17 protein-coding genes are annotated in these 19111 nt (G+C 62.6%); 8 read left to right on the plus strand and 9 right to left on the minus strand.

Going from position 1 to position 19111, the window contains the following annotated elements; genetic code table 11:
* Positions 1-3 precede the first annotated feature (3 nt).
* Together BM408_RS07605 and BM408_RS07610 are read right to left on the minus strand one after the other, a co-directional pair.
* Positions 4-1203, minus strand: a complete 1200-nt coding sequence (locus tag BM408_RS07605; RefSeq protein ID WP_092128628.1) for a DesA family fatty acid desaturase — start codon at positions 1201-1203, stop codon at positions 4-6.
* A gap of 198 nt (positions 1204-1401) precedes the next feature.
* Entirely contained in the window at positions 1402-2655 is a 1254-nt protein-coding gene (locus BM408_RS07610; protein WP_092128630.1) for an RsmB/NOP family class I SAM-dependent RNA methyltransferase, read from the minus strand.
* Positions 2656-2723: 68 nt separating this feature from the next.
* Between BM408_RS07610 and BM408_RS07615 the strand changes: the two genes are divergently transcribed.
* Positions 2724-2969, plus strand: coding sequence for a DUF1653 domain-containing protein (locus BM408_RS07615; protein ID WP_092128632.1), 246 nt, complete (start codon positions 2724-2726; stop codon positions 2967-2969).
* 48 nt (positions 2970-3017) lie between these two features.
* On the plus strand, positions 3018-4634 hold the full coding sequence (locus tag BM408_RS07620; protein ID WP_092128634.1) for a peptide chain release factor 3: 1617 nt from the start codon (positions 3018-3020) through the stop codon (positions 4632-4634).
* Positions 4635-4730: 96 nt separating this feature from the next.
* On the opposite strand, the gene BM408_RS07625 is transcribed toward BM408_RS07620, so the two are convergent.
* The 3 genes from BM408_RS07625 to BM408_RS07635 form a co-directional block, all read right to left on the minus strand.
* Entirely contained in the window at positions 4731-6125 is a 1395-nt protein-coding gene (locus tag BM408_RS07625; protein ID WP_092128636.1) for an esterase-like activity of phytase family protein, read from the minus strand.
* A 70-nt stretch (positions 6126-6195) separates the two neighbouring features.
* The gene (locus BM408_RS07630) at positions 6196-6450 is read right to left on the minus strand and encodes a hypothetical protein (protein ID WP_139237317.1); all 255 of its coding nucleotides are present in this window, start codon (positions 6448-6450) and stop codon (positions 6196-6198) included.
* A gap of 13 nt (positions 6451-6463) precedes the next feature.
* On the minus strand, positions 6464-7480 hold the full coding sequence (locus BM408_RS07635; protein ID WP_092129461.1) for a 1-aminocyclopropane-1-carboxylate deaminase: 1017 nt from the start codon (positions 7478-7480) through the stop codon (positions 6464-6466).
* A gap of 216 nt (positions 7481-7696) precedes the next feature.
* Here BM408_RS07635 and BM408_RS07640 point away from each other — a divergent pair, with 216 nt between their 5' ends.
* Both BM408_RS07640 and BM408_RS07645 read left to right on the plus strand, forming a co-directional pair.
* On the plus strand, positions 7697-8161 hold the full coding sequence (locus BM408_RS07640; RefSeq protein ID WP_092128640.1) for an Lrp/AsnC family transcriptional regulator: 465 nt from the start codon (positions 7697-7699) through the stop codon (positions 8159-8161).
* Positions 8162-8222: 61 nt separating this feature from the next.
* Positions 8223-10067, plus strand: a complete 1845-nt coding sequence (locus BM408_RS07645; protein ID WP_092128642.1) for a sensor domain-containing diguanylate cyclase — start codon at positions 8223-8225, stop codon at positions 10065-10067.
* A 1-nt stretch (position 10068) separates the two neighbouring features.
* Here BM408_RS07645 and BM408_RS07650 read toward each other — a convergent pair whose 3' ends face one another.
* Positions 10069-10536 (minus strand): Lrp/AsnC family transcriptional regulator, encoded by a 468-nt coding sequence (locus BM408_RS07650; protein WP_092129463.1) that lies wholly within the window; start codon positions 10534-10536, stop codon positions 10069-10071.
* A gap of 119 nt (positions 10537-10655) precedes the next feature.
* Between BM408_RS07650 and mdeB the strand changes: the two genes are divergently transcribed.
* Positions 10656-13340 (plus strand): alpha-ketoglutarate dehydrogenase, encoded by a 2685-nt coding sequence (mdeB, locus tag BM408_RS07655; protein WP_092128644.1) that lies wholly within the window; start codon positions 10656-10658, stop codon positions 13338-13340.
* A 76-nt stretch (positions 13341-13416) separates the two neighbouring features.
* On the opposite strand, the gene BM408_RS07660 is transcribed toward mdeB, so the two are convergent.
* Positions 13417-13971 carry a fasciclin domain-containing protein gene (locus BM408_RS07660; RefSeq protein ID WP_092128646.1) on the minus strand — a complete coding sequence of 185 codons (555 nt, stop codon included), beginning with the start codon at positions 13969-13971 and terminating at the stop codon, positions 13417-13419.
* A gap of 170 nt (positions 13972-14141) precedes the next feature.
* The gene (gene purN, locus BM408_RS07665) at positions 14142-14738 is read right to left on the minus strand and encodes a phosphoribosylglycinamide formyltransferase (protein WP_092128648.1); all 597 of its coding nucleotides are present in this window, start codon (positions 14736-14738) and stop codon (positions 14142-14144) included.
* Between the two features lie 160 nt (positions 14739-14898).
* On the opposite strand from purN, the gene BM408_RS07670 reads away from it, so the two are divergent.
* Both BM408_RS07670 and BM408_RS07675 read left to right on the plus strand, forming a co-directional pair.
* The gene (locus BM408_RS07670) at positions 14899-16080 is read left to right on the plus strand and encodes an acyl-CoA dehydrogenase family protein (RefSeq protein ID WP_092128650.1); all 1182 of its coding nucleotides are present in this window, start codon (positions 14899-14901) and stop codon (positions 16078-16080) included.
* 31 nt (positions 16081-16111) lie between these two features.
* Complete coding sequence (locus BM408_RS07675; protein WP_092128652.1) at positions 16112-17227, plus strand: acyl-CoA dehydrogenase family protein; 1116 nt, start codon at positions 16112-16114, stop codon at positions 17225-17227.
* A gap of 45 nt (positions 17228-17272) precedes the next feature.
* On the opposite strand, the gene BM408_RS07680 is transcribed toward BM408_RS07675, so the two are convergent.
* Positions 17273-17830: an HNH endonuclease gene (locus BM408_RS07680; protein ID WP_092128654.1), complete on the minus strand. Its 558-nt coding sequence runs from the start codon at positions 17828-17830 to the stop codon at positions 17273-17275.
* 174 nt (positions 17831-18004) lie between these two features.
* Here BM408_RS07680 and BM408_RS07685 point away from each other — a divergent pair, with 174 nt between their 5' ends.
* Positions 18005-19015 carry a bifunctional riboflavin kinase/FAD synthetase gene (locus BM408_RS07685; protein ID WP_092128656.1) on the plus strand — a complete coding sequence of 337 codons (1011 nt, stop codon included), beginning with the start codon at positions 18005-18007 and terminating at the stop codon, positions 19013-19015.
* Positions 19016-19111 lie beyond the last annotated feature (96 nt).

A 19111-nucleotide genomic window follows, 5' to 3' on the forward strand; every position in this document is an offset into this window, starting at 1 on the left:
AGATCAGGCGCGGGCAGCTCGCAGCTTCATGGAGAACTCGCGCAGCGCGGCAATGCCGCTTTCTTCCGCACGGTGGCACCAGCCCTGCAGGTCGGATGCGAGCTGTTCGCGGGAGGCCGACGTGCTCAGCCACATCTGGCGAAGCTCTTCGCGCATGGTGACCATCTTGTCCAGCACAGGGTGCTCGGCGCGGGCCTGGGCAATTTGTGACTTGGCGGCGGCAGGCACCTTGTCGTCGTCGCGGTGCAGCCAGCGGTTGGCTGCGCGCAGCACGGACACATCGGCTTTTTTCGCCTTCAGCACTTCGATCTCGGCCTTGCCGGCACGGCGCAGTTCGCGCGCAAAGCCAGCCATCACTTCGTAGCGGTGTGCAATCAGGGCTTCGAGGGTTTTCTCGTCAGCCACGGGCTGGACGGAGCCCAGCTGCAGCTTGGGCGGCACCTTTTTCACGGAAGCCAGGCCGACCTTTTCCAGGGCGCGGATGTAGATCCAGCCGATGTCGAATTCGTAGGGCTTGACCGAGAACTTGGCCGACGTAGGGTAGGTGTGATGGTTGTTGTGCAGCTCTTCGCCGCCAATCATGATGCCCCAGGGCGAAATGTTGGTGCTGGCGTCAGGCGCCTCGAAGTTGCGGTAGCCCCAGTAGTGGCCAATGCCGTTGATGATGCCGGCTGCGGTCACGGGAATCCAGGCCATTTGAACGGCCCAGACAGCCAGGCCAGCCACGCCGAACAATGCCAGGTCGATGATCATCATCAGGCCCACGCCTTGCCAGCTGTAGCGGGTGTACAGATTGCGCTCCACCCAGTCATTCGGCGTGCCATGGCCGAATTTGCTCATGGTTTCCTTGTTTTTGCTCTCGGCGCGGTACAGCTCGGCGCCTTCCCAGAACACTTTTTTGATGCCGTGGGCTTGCGGGCTATGCGGGTCTTCAATCGTTTCGCATTTGGCGTGGTGCTTGCGGTGAATGGACACCCATTCCTTGGTCACCTGGCCCGTGCCCAGCCAGAGCCAGAAACGGAAGAAATGCGAGGGGATTGCGTGCAGGTCCATGGCGCGGTGCGCCTGATGGCGATGCAGGTAAATCGTCACGCTGGCGATGGTGATGTGGGTGGTCACCAACGTATACAGCACGATTTGCCACCAACTGGCGGCGAGCAATCCATTAGCCAGCCAGTCGAGGGCGGCATCAAACAAAATCATAAAAGTCCTTTAAACAGCGGCAGCAGTCGCCCATCCAAATTTGTCCCCAGGCGCTGCAAAAAATAACCCCTCATTGTAAGTCGATACCCCACAAACACCAAGTCACTTTCAGTACAGGGCGTAGGGCCAAATCGGTGCGAAAAATCACGAATAAATATGTAACTTCAGCCTATCTGTCGTCTTTTGCTGCCAAAAATATCACGACTTTTGCCATACTGCCGCGAAAAACCCGTCCGTCTGATGCAGGTAAGGCCAGAGCCGGAGGTAGGGCCCACGGCAAAGTTTTTCGGCATGTTCCACCCCCAGATGCGTCAATAAAGGTCCGGTTTCAAGGACGTTGAACTCTTTATTGGCGTTACTGAAAGCTTCGGCGATGGCCTCATTTTCCTCACGCAAAACGCTGCAGGTGGCATAAACCAGCCGTCCGCCGGGCTTTAAAAGCCGTGCGGCGCTCTGCAAAATGGCCGTTTGTTTGGCGACGAGCTCTTCAATGGCCTTGGGGCTTTGCCGCCATTTCAGGTCAGGATTGCGCCGCAGGGTGCCCAGGCCCGAGCACGGCGCATCGACCAGCACGCGGTCAATCTTGCCGGCCAGACGCTTGATGCGGTCGTCCCGTTCATGGGCAATCGCGACCGGGTGGACATTGGACAAGCCGCTGCGCGCCAGCCGGGGTTTGAGCGCATCCAGCCGATGGCCCGACGTATCAAAGGCATACAGCCGGCCGGTATTGCGCATCGAAGCACCCAGGGCCAGCGTCTTGCCGCCCGCGCCCGCACAAAAGTCGACCACCATTTCGCCGCGCTTGGCATCGACCAGCAGGGCCAGCAATTGCGAGCCTTCGTCCTGCACTTCAATCGCACCGCGGGTGAAAGCATCCAGCTTGGCCAGTTGCGGCTTGCCGTCGATCCGCAGGCCCCAGGGGGAAAACGGCGTCACCACTGTCTTGATCGCCGCCTTGGAGAGCTCTTTCTGGATGTCGGCCCGCTTGTCTTTGAGCGCATTGACGCGCAAATCCAGCCCGGCCGGCGCGTTCAGGCTTTCCACCAGCGGCCAGAAATCGTCGCCAAGCTGCTCCTTGAGCGGCTCAACCAGCCATTGCGGCAGGTTGTGACGGTGCAACTCCATCAAGTCGGCTGGCTTGACCTGATCGCAGCGCGACAGCCAGTCTTTTTCCTGATCAGTCAGCGCGCCCAGCAGAAAGTCGCGGTCCGCGGCAAAGCCCAGGATGGCCAGGCGCCGCTCAGGCGGCCCACTGCCGTGCTGGGCCAGATAGGTATAGAGGTTTTTCTTGCGCAGAACGCCGTAAATCGTTTCAGCCACGGTGGCGCGCTCGCGCGGGCCGAGGCGATAGTCGCGGAAATAGCGCGACACCACCATGTCGGCGGGGTGATCAAATTTGAGGACCAGCTTGAGGAGCTCGGAACAACTGTCGAGTAAGGCTTTAGGATGCATAGCCCCCATTGTCCCACCGCGGTCTTGCCGCACGCTTTTTAAAGCCCCTTTAGAAGCCCCAACGCACCATGCCCAACGTCCCTGAAGAAGCCCTGCCGCCCCTGATCGAAACTCCGCCTGGCCTGTACCGCCACTACAAAGACAGGTTGTATGAGGTGATAGGTACCGTGCGCCACAGCGAGAGCCTGGAGCCGTTGACGCTCTACCGTGTGCTCGGCGAGGAAAACCTGTGGGTACGGCCTGCGGCGATGTTCAATGAAGAGGTGGTGATTGACGGCGTGAAGCGGCCGCGATTCGCCCGGGAGCCCGGTTAACCCCTCACTAAGCCCCTCAATAGTCCCAGTCATCGATAATCGTGGGTTATGTCCGAATCCACTGAAATCGAAAAACAGGTCAAGCGCCGCCGCACGTTTGCCATCATCTCCCACCCTGACGCGGGTAAAACCACGCTGACCGAGAAGCTGCTGCTGTTCTCGGGCGCGATCCAGATCGCCGGCAGCGTCAAGGCCCGCAAGGCCGCGCGCCATGCCACCTCCGACTGGATGGAAATTGAAAAGCAGCGCGGCATCTCGGTGGCCAGCTCGGTCATGCAGATGGAGTACCGGGACTGCGTGATCAACCTGCTCGACACACCGGGCCACCAGGACTTCTCTGAAGACACCTACCGCGTGCTGACAGCCGTGGACGCGGCGCTGATGGTGATCGACGCGGCCAACGGCGTCGAGCCGCAAACCCGCCGCCTGCTGCAGGTCTGCCGCGCGCGCAACACGCCCATCCTGACCTTCGTCAACAAGATGGACCGCGAAGTGCAGGACCCGATGAGCGTGATGGACGAGATCGAACGCGAGCTCGGCATGACGGTGATTCCCTTCACCTGGCCCGTCGGCATGGGCAAGCTCTTTCACGGCGTCTATGACCGCCGCGAAGACCGCATGCGCGTCTTCAGCCCCGGCGAAGAAAAAGCCGGCGGCGACGATGAAATCCTGGCCGGCCTGGACAACGCCGAAGCCGCCAAGCGCTTTGGCGCCGAATACGCGCAGGCGCAGGGCGAGATTGAACTGGTGGCCGGCGCCACGCCCGAGTTCGACCGTGCCGAGTTCCTGGCCGGCAAACAGACGCCCATGTTCTTCGGCTCGGCCATCAACAACTTCGGCGTGCAGGAAGTACTCGACGCGCTGGTCGACCTGGCGCCCGCGCCCGCAGAGCGCGAATCCATCCAGCGCGTGGTGCACCCTGAAGAGAAAAAATTCTCCGGCGTGGTCTTCAAGATCCAGGCCAATATGGACCCGGCCCACCGCGACCGCATCGCGTTTTTGCGCGTGGCCAGCGGCGAATTCACCCGCGGCATGCGCCTGAAGGTGGTGCGCAGCGGCAAGGAGCTGCGGCCCAACACGGTGGTGAGCTTTATGAGCCAGCGACGCGAGCTGCTCGACACCGCCTTTGCCGGCGACATCATCGGCATTCCCAACCATGGCGTGCTGCAGCTGGGCGATACGCTCACCGAAGGCGAGGCCCTGCAGTTCACCGGCCTGCCTTTTTTCGCACCTGAAATGTTCCGCTCTGTCGAAGTGGCCGACCCGCTGCGCAGCAAGCAGCTGCGCGCCGGCCTCACCCAGCTGGGCGAAGAAGGCGCGATCCAGGTGTTTCGCCCGATTGCCGGCTCATTGCTGCTGCTGGGCGCCGTCGGCCAGCTGCAGTTTGAAGTGGTGGCTCACCGGCTGGAGCATGAATACGGCGTCAAGGCCCGCATCATGGGCAGCAACTTCAACCTGGCGCGCTGGGTGACCAGTGACGACGCCAACGAGCTCAAGAAGTTTATGGACGCCAATGCCCACCGCGTGGCGCTGGACGCCGTCGACGCCCCCACCCTGCTGGTGGACCACAGCGCCACCTTGCGTGCGGTGGAGCAGCAATGGCCCAAGATCAAGTTCCACGCGCTGCGCGAGCACGCCGGGCTGGTGTTTCAGTCCAAGATGTAAGCGGTTCCTTTCCGCCGCGCCGGAATGCAAAACGGGCGCCAGCGCTATCCCATGGATAGCCCTGACGCCCGTAGCTTTATGCGCTGAGGCGCCGGTTTATTTGGCGTTCAGCAGCTCGCCGACTTCCAGCAGGATCAGCTCGTTGTCGTCGGCCTTGTTCGGCTCGCGGCTGCTGGAAAACGGCAGGTTGTTGTCGTTGCCGACCACGATGTGCGTGGCGTCCACCACGTCCACGTTTTCAATCGTGAAGAAGGGGAACTTCAGCACGCCGTCGTTCAGCGGCTTGCGCGCCAGCTTGCCCGGGTCGGCGATGTTCAGCAAATCGATATAGCCAACCTTGCGCACCGGCCCGCCCACGTTGGCGTCCGTCATCTCAATCTTGTAGACGCGCTTGAATTTGGCGATGTCGTGGAAGCAGTCGGTGCGCTTCTGGCCTTCGGGGCAAGCCTTGTCGGCCGTGCCTTCGCCGTTGTCGCGCTCGATGATGAGGCCGGTTGTGCCGTCGATCATGTTGAAGTCACCGATGGCATTGCCGTTGGCTTCCAGCGGGTACATCCACGAGCGGCCGCTCCACTTGCCGGCCTGCACGTCGAACTCCAGCACGCGCAGGGCTTCCTTGCCGGCCACACGTTCGTAGTCCTTGGCTTCGGCATTCCACACAGGGCCTTCCAGCAGCGCATAGAGCTTGCTGCCATCTTTGGACGAGGCCATGCCTTCGAAGCCCTTGGAGCGCTTGATCTGGAAGTCGACCGCACCGCCGGGTGCGGCGGGCGTGGAGACGGCCGGATGGTCGGGCGAACGCACCACCTTGCCGTCCACCTGGGTTTCAAACACGGCCAGCACCTTGCCCTTGAGGTCGGCCTTGATCAGGTAAGGGCCGAACTCGTCGCCAATCCACAGCGCGCCGCCGGCAAACTGGAAGCTCTCGGTGTCAAAGTCACTGCCCGTCAGGTAGCGCTTCTTCGTGCCTTCATGAACGATGCGAAACGGCACTTTCAGGTCGGGGTCGTGCAGGAAGATCGTTTCCAGCCGCTTCATCGTGCCGCCCTTGAAGTCGACCTTGTAGCGATTCAGGTAGAGCATGGAATCAGGTGAATTGGCCTTGGCGCCAAAGCCGTTGTCCGTGAGGATCCAGAAGCTGCCGTCCGGCATTTTCTTGATGCCGGAGTGGCCTTGCAGCGGCTGGCCCTTGAAGGGCACAGAGACACCGGTAGGCCGACCGGCGGAGAGGCCCTCCACCGTGCCCAGCGCTTCGGTGCGCTTGCCGTTGGTGAACTTGCCGCTGACCTGCAGGTCTTGCGGTGCGTCTTTGGGCGCGGGGATAAAGGACTTGGCGGGCATCACCACATGGCCGGCCAGCGTGGCGGGGAATACGGTGGGCGCAGCGGTTTGTGCCGATGCGGAGAAGGTGCAAGCCAGGGCCAGCGCGAGAGAAGAAAGCGAAAGCAGGCCATTACGGCGGGCAGGGCCGCCCAAGTCAAATGAATACATGTGTTATCCGTGGTGAAAGGAAAGCGCATGGTCGCCAGCCGGTGTGACGGCGCTGTGACACACCGGCCCATCAGATACACGAAAGGTCCAGCCACTGCCCCAGCGCATCAGGCGCCGCAACGCATGCCGCCAGCGTGGCGATGGGCGGCTCACCCAGTTGAAGAACCACTACGAGGGCCTGCACCTTTGGATCACCCAAAGCCGTCTGCAGCACGCCGTGTTGCCCGCTTTCCGCAGCGGCCCGCAGCATCGCATGCAGGCAGGCGCTGAAGTCCGGCCCCAAGGCCACAGGCGGCATCCGCTCATTCGCAGCAGCATCACGCATGGCCATTCACCGGTCAGCCGTTACGAAAGAGAAAGCTGTAGGCATTGAGCGCCGGCACACCGCCCAGGTGCGCGTACAGCACACGCGAGCCGGCGGGAAACTCGCCTCGCCGCACCTTGTCGATCATGCCGTGCATGGACTTGCCCTCGTACACCGGGTCGGTCAGCATGCCTTCCTGCCGTGCGCACAGGCGTATCGCTTCCAGCGTGCCTTCACTGGGCAGGCCGTACTCGGGCCCGCCGTAGCGCGTGTCCAGCACGATGTCCTGCTCGGTGATGCCCCGGCCCAGCCCGACCAGCTTGGCGGTGTTCTGTGCAATGCGCAAAATCTGCGCAGCGGTTTGCGCTGGCTTGGCTGAGGCGTCGATGCCAATCACGCGCTCGGTCCGGCCATCGGCCGCAAAACCGGCGACCATGCCGGCCTGCGTGCTGCCGGTGACCGAACACACCACGATGTAGTCGAACTGAAAGCCCAGCTCGGCCTCTTGCGCGCGCACTTCTTCGGCAAAGCCGACAAAGCCCAGCCCGCCATACGGATGCTCCGAGCAACCGGCCGGAATCGGGAAGGGCTTGCCGCCGGCCTTGCGCACGTCTTCCATGGCCTGTTCCCAGCTGGGGCGTATGCCGATGTCAAAGCCAGCTGCATCCAGCCGCACGTCGGCGCCCAGGATGCGCGACATTTCGATGTTGCCCACACGGTCGTACACCGCGTCGGAATAGTTGACCCAGTTCTCCTGCACCAGCACACATTTCATGCCCAGGTGCGCCGCCACCGCCGCCACCTGGCGCGTCTGGTTGGACTGGATACCGCCTATGGACACCAGCGTGTCGCAGCCCTGCGCCAGCGCTTCTGGAATCAGGTATTCAAGCTTGCGGGTCTTGTTGCCGCCAAAGGCCAGGCCGCTGTTGCAGTCCTCGCGCTTGGCAAACAACTCAACCTTGCCGCCCAGGTGGGCGCTCAGGCGTTTGAGCGGCTGGATGGGCGTGGGCCCGAAGGTCAGCGAATGCCGGGGAAATTTCTGCAGTTGCAGCGAACGCTGAAGGGGGTAGAGAAGCGAGGTGGACATGAGAGGGGTTCCGGTTAAAGGTGAAGGATTGAAGCCTGCGTGGGTCAAATCGTAGTCAGGCAGCGCCGCAATGAGTTGCACACTTCACGTCATCAATCAATGCAAACACTTCTTTTTTTAGTAATCTCTCAATAAATTCCTGAAATTTCTCTTTTCACGCAATATTTGTAGAATTCCCCAATGGAACACACCCTGGACCGTATAGACCGCAAACTCCTCAAGCTCCTGCAGCAAGACGCCTCGCTGCCCAATATCGAGCTGGCGGAAAAAACCAACCTCAGCCCGCCTGCCTGTTCACGGCGCGTGGCAAAGCTCAGAGAGTCCGGACTGATCCGCAAGACGGTGGCGCTGGTAAACCCGCGTGCGCTGGGCTACAACGGGCTGGTCACCATCGGCGTGGTGCTGGACCGCTCCACCACCGATTCATTCGCCGCATTTGAAAAGGCCGTAGCGGGCCTTACGGGTTGCCTGGAAGTGCAGCTGGTGACGGGCGAGTTTGATTACTTTGTGAAGCTGCGCATCCAGAGCATTGACTCCTTCAACGAGTTACATGCCGCGCAGCTGATCGGCCTGCCGGGGGTGCGGCAGATCCGCACCTTTGTCTGCCTCAAAGAGGTGTTTGAGACCACAGTGATTCCTGTTTGAGTGTCTCCCCGGCATGAAACCGCCGGGTTTTCACAAGCACACCGGGCTTTTGCAATAAGCTATGCGGATGTTACAAAAGGCTGGTTTGCGCGTTTTCTTCGGGCTTGTGCTCTGCGTTTTCTTCAACGCGGGCCATGCGCAGGTCTTTGACCGCCTCTACCCAGACAGCCTCAGCATCGCGCTGGCCCAGCCCCTGGAATGGGTGGCCGTGCCCAAGGATTCCGTCGCCTCGCCCGACGCTTTCACCACCGCCGAAACCGCCGCGGGGCCAAAGCACCACTTCCAGCCCTATACCGACGACACCGTTCTTCCCACCAACAAGCAGCAGGAAGCCTGGGCCCGCTTTGCGCTGCCCATGACCGACAAACTGCAGAACTGGTACATCCGCCTGCCGGGCCAGGCCGTCTACAAGGTCAGCCTGTATGCACGCGACGCACAAGGCAACTGGCAGGTCCAGTCCGCGGGCGAAGCGATTGCGCCGGCAAACTGGGCTTTGCGCACCCGCGTGCCCAGCTTTGAGCTGCAGTCGCACAGCGAGTCGGCGCAAAGCTACTACCTGCGTTTTGAAAACCGCCGCCCCATCACCGAGCGGCCCATGCTGCTCACACCCATCGAATACATCGACGGCGCATCGCGCGTGGGCGTGGTGATCGGCCTGATGTGGGGCATCTTTGCGCTGCTGACGGGCTTGTGCCTGGGCGCGTACGCCATGGCGCGCAACAAGGTCTTCCTGTGGTTCGGCGCTGTGGTCGTCACGCTGATGTTCACGCAGCTGGTGCTGATCGGCTACGGCGGCTGGCGCATCTGGCCCTACAGCACACACCTCAACCAGGTCATGGGTTGGGTCTCGTCCACAGTCACCATGGCTGTCGCCGCCTGGTTCTGCACCCAGGCCAGCTACACCCGCGACGGCCATCCGCGCATACACCGCCTGCTGGCCGTGGTGGCGGCAGTGAACCTGCTCCTGGCCTGCGTGATGGCGGTCCACCTGGATTTGGTGCCGCGCGAGTTGCGCAACCTCTGGCTGGCCATCAGCACGGTCGCCATCCTGGGCAGCCTGATCTGGATCTCGCTGCGCGGCCAAGCCTGGAACCTCATGCTGCTGCTGGGTGCGGGGCCCATCTGCCTGGCCGCGCTGGCCCGGCTTTCCTACAACATGGGCTGGATGTTCAACGTTGAGTCGGCGCAGGCGGCAGGCGTGATCTCGGCGATGGCCGGCCTGCTCTGGGTGTTCCTCGTGCTGGCGTGGCGCAGCCGGGCGGCGCTGTTCTCCAACCACCGCGGCGCCGCGCTGTCGACCTACGACCCGGCCAGCGGCCTGATGCTGCCGCGCATTGTCGCGGCCAGGTTGCCGCAGATGCTGCTGCGCGCGCGCAAGCAGAAATCAGCCTGCGGCGTGCTGATGATCCACTGGCTCAACCAGGCGCCCAGCCACGACGAGGCGAGCGACCAAAAGCGCGGCGCCGCGCTGTCCCGCCTGGGTGAAATCCTGCGCGGGGCCGCGCGCGACGTGGACACGGTTGCGCGCCACGACGAGAACCATTTCATGATGCTGATCGAGGGACCCATCAACCGCGCCGCCCTCTCAGAGGCCGCCACCAAAATCCTGGCGGACTGCATACGCGCCTGCGAAAAACTGGGCGAGCCGGGCGCTTTCAGCCTGCACATCGCCATCTGGCACGACACGCCCGGCACACAAGCCGCCGACGAGGTGATGGATTTGCTGGCCGTGCGCCTTCACCACATGGCCTCCGGCACCAAACGGCCGGTGCAGTTTGTCGATTCGCCGCTGGAGCCGGGAAACCCCGCCACAGGGGGCGGTAGCCGGCGCGAAGACCTGCTGGCCAAGATCAATGCGATTGAGACCTCGCACCCTTCGTTGGCCGGCGAGCGAAGTGCTGAATGAATTAACGGACAGGTAAGGGCAAAGCCGTTTTGTAACGCACCTGTTTGAGCGCAAAGCTCGAACGGATTTTTTCAATGCCGGAGATCGGCGAAAGCTGCTCCAGGATGAATTTCTCCAGCGCGCCAATGTCGGCCACCGCCACGCGGATCAGGTAGTCGCTGTCGCCCGACATCAGATAGCACTCCATCACCTCGTCATGCTCGGCAATGCGCCGCTCAAAGTCGGCGAGCGACTCTTTGCTTTGCGTGCGCAGGCTGATGGAGATGAACACATTCAGGCCCAAACCCAGCGCCGCCGCATTGGCAATCGCCACATAGCGGTCGATGACGCCGCCGGCCTCCAGTGCCTTCACGCGGGCGAGACAGGGCGAAGGGCTCAGGTGCACGCGCCGCGACAGCTCCACATTGGAGAGCGAGCCGTCGCGCTGCAACTCGTCGAGGATCTTTAAATCGAGGTTATCAAGCTGCATCATCTTTGAAATCCAGTATTTACGGCATTTTATGCTTCTGAATATTCCTTATGCCCGATATTGAAGCTACACCTTCTGGGCAAATCTGCGTACAGTGGTTTTGCAACGAACTTGATGCCATGAACCATTCCACACCCCACCATTTACTGATGCAAGCCGCCTCACCGACCGACCCTGACCCGCAGGAAACCGCCGAATGGCGTGAGGCCTTTGAAGCCCTGGCCCTCACGCAGGGCCCTGCCCGCGCGCGGGAAATGCTGCACGAGTTGAGCCGCGTCGCACGCAAGCAGCGCATAGGCTGGCAGCCCGAGCTGGCCACGCCCTATGTCAACACCATTGGCGTTGACGAGCAACCCGTGTTCCCCGGCGACCTGGCGATGGAAGAGCGCCTGGCCTCGCTGATGCGCTGGAATGCATTGGCCATGGTGGTGCGCGCCAACCAGGCCGAAACCGGCGGCTCGGCCGAGCTCGGCGGCCATATCGCCAGCTACGCCAGCGCGGCCGACCTGTTTGAAACCGGCTTCAACCATTTCTTTCGCGCACGCGAAGGCGTGGAGCCAGGCCAGCACCGCGGCGACCTGGTGTTCTTCCAGCCGCACAGCGCACCGGGCGTGTACGCACGCGCTTACCTCGAAGGCCGTCTCAACGAAAAAGACCTGGGCTTTTACCGCCAGGAACTGACCGCCCCCGCCCAGGGCGCGCAGGGCCTGTGCAGCTACCCGCACCCGTATTTAATGCCGGACTTCTGGCAGTTCCCCACCGGCTCCATGGGCATAGGCCCCATCAGCTCGATCTACCACGCACGCTTTATGCGCTACCTCACGCACCGCCGTTTGCTCGACTGCACGGGGCGCAAAGTCTGGGGTGTGTTCGGTGACGGCGAGATGGACGAGCCCGAATCCATGAGCGCACTGACCCTGGCCGCGCGCGAGGGGCTGGACAACATGGTCTGGGTCGTCAACTGCAATTTGCAGCGGCTCGACGGTCCGGTGCGCGGCAACGGCCGCATCATCGACGAGCTTGAAAAGCTGTTCGCCGGCGCCGGCTGGAATGTCATCAAACTGGTCTGGGGCAGTGACTGGGACGGCCTTTTCGCACGCGACCTGACAGGCGCGCTGGCGCAAACCTTTGCGCAGACGGTGGACGGCCAGATGCAGACCTTTGCCGCCAAAGACGGCCGCTTTAACCGCGACAACTTCTTCGGCCAGAGTGAAGCGCTTGCCCGCCTGGCCCAGGGCATGACGGACGAGCAGATCGACCGCTTGAAACGCGGCGGCCACGACCTGGTGAAAATCCACGCCGCTTACGCCGCGGCAGCCAGCCATCAGGGCCAGCCCACGGTGATCCTGGCGCACACCAAAAAAGGCTATGGCATGGGCAGCGCCGGCCAGGGCAAGATGACCACGCATTCGCAGAAAAAATTCGACGGCGAAGACCTGATCGAATTCCGCAACCGCTTTAACCTCCCGCTCAGTGACGAGCAGGCCAAAAACCTGGCCTTCTACAAACCGGCTGCCGACAGCGCCGAGATGCAGTACATGCACGCCAGGCGCGCGGCGCTGGGCGGCTACTTGCCGCGGCGCGAAACGGCGGCCGAGGTTGTAAACATCCCGGCCCTGCCTTCTTACGCGCAGTTCGCACTCGCTGCCGACGGCAAGGACATGAGCACCACCATGGCCTTTGTGCGCATGCTGGGCGGTTTGCTGAAAGACCCGTCGCTGGGCCCAAAGATCGTGCCTATCGTGGCCGACGAGGCGCGCACCTTCGGCATGGCCAACCTGTTCAAGCAGGTGGGCATTTACTCCAGCGTGGGCCAGCGCTACGCGCCCGAAGACATCGGCTCGGTGCTGAGCTACCGCGAGGCGCTCGACGGCCAGATCCTGGAAGAAGGCATCAGCGAAGCCGGCGCGCTCGCCAGCTGGACAGCCGCGGCCACCAGCTACAGCGTGCACGGCCTGGCCATGCTGCCCTTCTATATCTATTACTCGATGTTCGGCTTTCAGCGTGTGGGCGACCAGATCTGGGCCGCCGCCGACCAGCGCGCCCGCGGCTTTTTGCTGGGCGCGACCTCGGGCCGAACAACGCTGGGCGGTGAAGGCCTGCAGCACCAGGACGGCACCAGTCACCTGATCGCCGCGACCATTCCCAACTGCAAAGCCTACGACCCGGCCTTCGCCGGCGAGCTCGCCGTGATCCTGGACCGCGGCATGCAGGAGATGATGGTCGAGCAAAAAGACGTCTTCTACTACGTCACGCTGATGAACGAGAACTACGCCCAGCCTGATCTGCGCCCCGGCGTTGAGGCCGACATCATCCGCGGGTGCTATCAGTTCAACAGCTACAAACCGGCGTCCGGCACCGGTGACACGCCAAAAACATCAAAGAAGAAAGTTGGAGGCGTGACGTTGATGGGTTCCGGCGCCATTCTCACGGAAGTCATCAAAGCGGCGCAGCAGCTGGCTGAGCAAGGCATTGAGGCCACGGTGTACAGCGTCACCAGCTGGAGCGAACTCGCGCGCGACGGCGCGGCGTGCCAGCAGCAGGCCATCGACGGCGATGCGGCGGCGGTGCCTTTCATCGCACAGCAGTTGCAAGCCAGCACCGGCCCCATCATTGCCGCCACCGACTACGTGCGCGCCGTGCCGGAGAGCATCCGCGCCTTTGTGCCTGAAGGCCGGCGCTACCTCACGCTGGGCACTGACGGCTTTGGCCGCAGCGACACACGTGCCGCGCTGCGGGAGTTCTTCAGCGTCGATGCGCAAAGCATCGTGAAGGCCGCGCTCCACATGCTGAACCAGAAGTAAGCAACAACGGCAAGGCCCGTGCGCGATCAACTTACGCACGGGCCCTGGCAAGAAGCGTTGGCCGCTTGGTGATCGCTTACTTGGGCAGCAGCACCTTGTCGACGACGTGGATCACGCCGTTGGATTGGTAGACATCGGCAATCGTCACCGTTGCCACGCCGCCCTTTTCATCCGTCACCGTGACCTTGCCGCCGGCCGACTTGGCCACCAGCGTGCCGCCGGCCACCGTCTTGATCGACGCCATGCCCTTGCCGTCTGCAATCATCTTGCTGATGGCAGCAGCGTCCCACTTGCCGGGCACCACGTGGTAGGTGAGGATGCCGGTCAGCATGCCCTTGTTTTCAGGCTTGAGCAGGGTGTCTACCGTGCCGGCGGGCAGTGCGGCAAAAGCTGCATTGGTGGGCGCGAACACGGTGAACGGGCCTGGGCCTTTGAGCGTGTCGACCAGGCCTGCTGCCTTGACGGCGGCGACCAGTGTGGTGTGGTCCTTGGAGTTGACGGCGTTGTCGATGATGTCCTTGCTGGCGAGCATGGGCGCGCCGCCCACCATGACTTGTGCGAACGACGGAATCGCCGCGAACGACAGTGCCATGGCCACGCCTATGGACGCGAGTGTGTGTTTTGTCTGCATGTGAATTCCTTTAAACGTGTTGAAGCAAAAAGTTGAAACCTCAGCCGGCTGTGTAATGAATACGGCGCGACGGGCCCGCTGGATTCAAAGCGGATGAAGGATCAAGCCCTTGCAAAGGAACTCACTGGCAACAAAGGGTAAGCAGTGCCCGCGAAAGCGGGCTGCAAACGTCAGGCAGCGCGTTCGAAGAAGGCGCGCACGGCCTGCGGGTAGATCAGGTGCTCTTGCGTGAGCACGCGCGCGGCCAGCGTTTCGGCCGTGTCGCCCGGCAACACTGGAACCACTGCCTGCGCCAGTGTGGGGCCGTGGTCCAGTTCAGCCGTCACCTGGTGAACTGTGCAGCCCGCCACCGTGCAACCCGCATCTATCGCACGCTGGTGCGTGTTGAGGCCGGTGAAGGCCGGCAACAGTGAGGGATGGATATTGATCATCCGCCCCGCATAGTGCTGAACAAAGCCGGGCGTCAGGATGCGCATAAAGCCCGCCAGCACCACCAGCGCCGGTGAATGCTGGTCGATCTGCGCCATGAGTGCAGCATCAAAAGCCTCGCGCGAATCAAAGGCCTTATGAGACACCACCGCCGTGGCAATGCCCAGGCTTTGGGCCAGCTCCAGCCCCGCGGCCTCCGGCTTGTTGCTGATAACAGCCGCAACCTGCACGCCCCAGCGGCCGCGCCAGGCTTCTTTTTCGGCGGCCCGGGCGATCACGGCCATGTTGGAGCCGCTGCCCGAGATCAGGATGACGATGTTTTTATTCGCACTTGGCATAGTCCTCTAGTTTAGAACGCCGATGATTGGGGTCCACCGGCACCGCAAGCCGCACGCAATGTCCCACCTGAGACATAAAATTGCGAACGACCGTGCTAAAAATAAGACATCCGCAGGCCACCCACCCTGGGCCCTGCCAACCGCTGGAGACAAGCCCGCCATGGATTTAGCTTTCACCCCTGAAGAACAGGCCTTTCGCGACGAGATACGCGCCTGGGTTCACGCCAACCTGCCCAAAGACATTTCGCACAAGGTGCACAACGCCCTGCGCCTGACGCGTGACGATATGCAGCGCTGGGCCAAGATTCTCGGCAAAAAGGGCTGGCTGGGCCACGGCTGGCCCAAGGAATTCGGCGGCCCGGGCTGGAACGCCGTGCAAAAACATTTGTTTGAAGAAGAGTGCGCGCTGGCCGGCGCCCCGCGCGTCGTGCCCTTCGGCCCGGTGATGGTGGCGCCCGTGATCATGGCCTTTGGCAGCCCTGAGCAGCAAAAGCGCTTCCTGCCCGGCATCGCCAGCGGCGAAGTCTGGTGGAGCCAGGGCTATAGCGAGCCGGGCTCGGGCTCTGACCTCGCATCCGTCAAATGCCGGGCTGAGCGCCAGGGCGACAAATACATCGTCAACGGCCAGAAGACCTGGACCACGCTGGGCCAGTACGGCGAGTGGATCTTCTGCCTGGTGCGCACCAGCACCGAAGGCAAACCTCAAACCGGCATCTCGTTTTTGCTGATCGACATGAAGTCACCCGGCGTGACGGTGCGGCCCATCGTGCTGCTGGATGGTGAGGCCGAAGTCAACGAGGTCTGGTTCGACAACGTCGAAGTGCCGGCCAACAACCTGATCGGTGAAGAGAACAAGGGCTGGACCTACGCCAAGCACCTGCTGAGCCACGAGCGCACCAACATCGCCGACGTGAACCGCGCCAAGCGCGAGCTGGAGCGCCTCAAACGCATCGCCAAGGCCGAAGGCGTGTATGAAGACCAGCGCTTTCGTGACGAGATCGCCAAACTGGAAGTCGACGTGGTGGCGCTGGAGATGCTGGTGCTGCGTGTGCTCTCGGCCGAAAAGTCGGGCAAGAACTCGCTGGACATCGCCGGCCTGCTCAAAATCCGCGGCAGTGAAATCCAGCAGCGCTACAGCGAGCTGATGATGCTGGCCGCCGGCCCTTTCAGCCTGCCCTTTATCGAAGAAGCCATGGAAGCCGGCTGGCAAGGCGACTTCCCCGGCGGCCTGCCGGGCGATGCGCCATTGGCGTCCACTTACTTCAATATGCGCAAGACCACGATTTACGGCGGCTCCAACGAAGTCCAACGAAATATCGTCTCGCAAGTCGTTCTCGGCTGATCCGGTCGCACCAGAAAACAGGAAACACATCATGGATTTCGATTTCACCGACGACCAGGAACAACTGCGTGACGCCGTGCGCAAGTGGGTCGACAAGGGCTACGACTTTGAACGCCGCCGCGGCATCGCCAAAGCGGGAGGCTTCTCGCGCGAAGCCTACGGCCAGATCGCCGAGCTGGGCCTGACCGGCCTCTACATCCCCGAAGCCGATGGCGGCCTGGGCATGGACCCGGTGGAAGGCATGGTGGTGATGGAAGAGCTGGGGCGCGGCATTGTGCTGGAGCCTTTTGCGCAGACCCTGATTGCCGGCGCCGTGCTGTCCGGCTACGGCCCCGAAGCCGTCAAGGCCGCCTGGCTGACCAAGATCGCCTCGGGCGAAGCCCTTGTGGTGCTGGCTTACCAGGAGCGCGCCGCGCGTTATGACTTTGAAAAATGCGAGGCCACGGCAACCGCAGCCGGCGACGCATGGACGCTGAGCGGCACCAAAAGCATTGTGGCCGCGGGCGACCAGGCCGATGCCTTCATAGTCCCGGCCATGGCCAAGGGCAAGCTGGCGCTGTTCCTCGTTGAACGCACGGCAGCCGGCGTCGCCACCCGCGGCTACGGCACGCAAGACGGCGGCCGCGCTGCCGAAGTGACGCTGAAGAACGCCCCCGCAGCCCTGATCACGCTGGACGGCCTCACGGCGCTCGCCCATGCCATCGACATCGGCATCGCCGCCACCTGCGCCGAAGCCGTGGGCGTGATGGACAAAACGCTGGCCATTACCGTCGAGTACATGAACACCCGCAAGCAGTTCGGCGTGGCCATCAGCAGCTTCCAGGCGCTGCGCCACCGTGTGGCCGACATGAAGATGCAGCTGGAGCTGGCGCGCTCGATGAGCTACTACGCCTCGCTCAAGCTCAATGCGCCGGCCGACGAACGCGCCCGTGCACTGGCGCGCGCCAAGTACCAGTTGGGCGTTTCAATGCGCTTTGTGGGCCAGCAGGCGGTGCAGCTGCACGGCGGCATCGGCGTGACAGACGAGTACATCGTGAGCCACTACTTCAAGAAGCTCACGCAGCTGGAAATGACTTTTGGCGACACTCTGCACCACTTGGGCGAGGTATCAAGCCGGATGCAGGAGACAGCCGGCGTGTTCGCCTGATCGGCTGGGGCCGTCACGCGTAAAGGCGCGACGAAGCCCCGATCGTCACGCGTGCAGGCGTGACGTTTTCGGAATGTGCGCCATCAAAAACTCCATCTGGTCCGCCAGAATGCGGCGGTTGCGCAGGATGAAGTCTTCCCAGAGGCTGGGCACATAAGGCGTGTAAAGCAGCGGCATGTGGGCCTGTTCGGGCGTGCGGCTGCTTTTGCGGTGGTTGCAGGCGCGGCAGGCGGTCACCACGTTCATCCAGGTGTCTATGCCTTTTTGGGCAAACGGAATGATGTGCTCGCGCGTCAGGTCTTCTTCATGGAAATGCCCACCGCAATAGGCGCACACATTGCGGTCGCGGGCGAAGAGCTTGCCGTTGGTCAGGCCCGGCTTCAGGTCAAACGGGTTGATATTGGGCACGCCCTTGGTGCCGATGATGCTGTTGACGGTGATGATGGACTGCTCGCCCGTGATGGCGTTGTGGCCGCCATGGAAGGTCACCACACGCGCGCCCATCTCCCAGCGCACCTCGTCAGCCGCGTAGTGCAACACGGCTTGTTCAAGGCTGATCCAGGATTGCGGCAATCCCTGGGCTGAGAGCTTCAAGACCTTCAAAACGAACCTCCATCATGGTGGATGCCGCGTGAAACGCGGCGTTCGGCTGGCTGAGTGGACTGACTGTGTATCAATATACAGTGAAATCATGACGAAGCGGGGGCAAATCCCCCATTAACCACGTTCAGGCCCCGTTCAACCGGGCCCGGGCGCTATAAAAACGATAATTGACCCATGAAAATTTTCCGCGGCTACCACCATCCCCAGCTGGCGGCGCACTGCGCGCTGACCATAGGCAACTTCGATGGCGTCCACCGCGGCCACCAGGCCATGCTGGCCCTGCTCAAAAACGAAGCCCAGCACCGCGGCGTGCCCAGCTGCGTGATGAGTTTTGAGCCCCATCCGCGCGACTACTTTGCCGGCGTGGCCCGCAAGCCCGAACTGGCCCCGGCGCGCATCGCCACGCTGCGCGACAAACTCACCGAACTGGCCCGCTGCGGCATCGACCAGTGCGTGGTGCTGCCCTTCAATGCCGCGCTAGCGACCCAGCCGGCCGAAGACTTCATCCAGAACGTGCTGGTGCAGGGTCTGGGCGTGAAATACGTGCTGGTGGGTGACGACTTCCGTTTTGGCGCCAAACGGGTGGGCGACTACGCCATGCTGGACGCCGCCGGCGAGCGCCTGGGCTTTGACGTGGCCCGCATGAACAGCTACGAGGTGCGAGGCCTTCGGGTGTCGAGCTCGGCGGTGCGCGAGGCGCTGGCCGACGGCCGGATGGACCGGGTGGCCAGCCTGCTGGGGCGGCCTTACAGCATCTCCGGCCATGTGGTGCATGGCCGAAAATTGGGCCGTGACCTGGGCTTTCGCACCCTTAATCTGCGCTTTTCGCACTGGAAACCGGCCGCCGGCGGCATTTTTGCGGTGCAGGTGCATGGCCTGGCCGGCCAGCCCATCCCCGGGGTGGCCAACCTGGGCATACGGCCCTCGCTGGACCCGGCCGACGTCAACGGCGGGCGCGTGCTGCTGGAGACCCATTGCCTCGAATGGCCCGCCAGCCTTGGGCCCGAGGGGGCATACGGTAAAATCATCCGCGTGGAACTGCTTCATAAACTGCACGACGAACTGAAGTACGACAGCCTGGACAGCCTGAAAACAGGCATCGCCAAGGACTGCGACGAGGCGCGGGCGTTTTTTGCCTCCATGCACACGGAAACCAGCCGCCAGACCACGCGCGACCGAATTTAGACGATCTCGTCGCCTCTGCGCTCGCCCTGCCCCCGCCCGGCGAGCGGCTCACCTCCCCACCGTATTTCCGGCGGCCCGGCCACTTCAGGCTGCCCT

This window comes from Polaromonas sp. YR568 (genome assembly GCF_900116715.1).
In the GTDB taxonomy this organism is placed as follows: domain Bacteria; phylum Pseudomonadota; class Gammaproteobacteria; order Burkholderiales; family Burkholderiaceae_C; genus Polaromonas.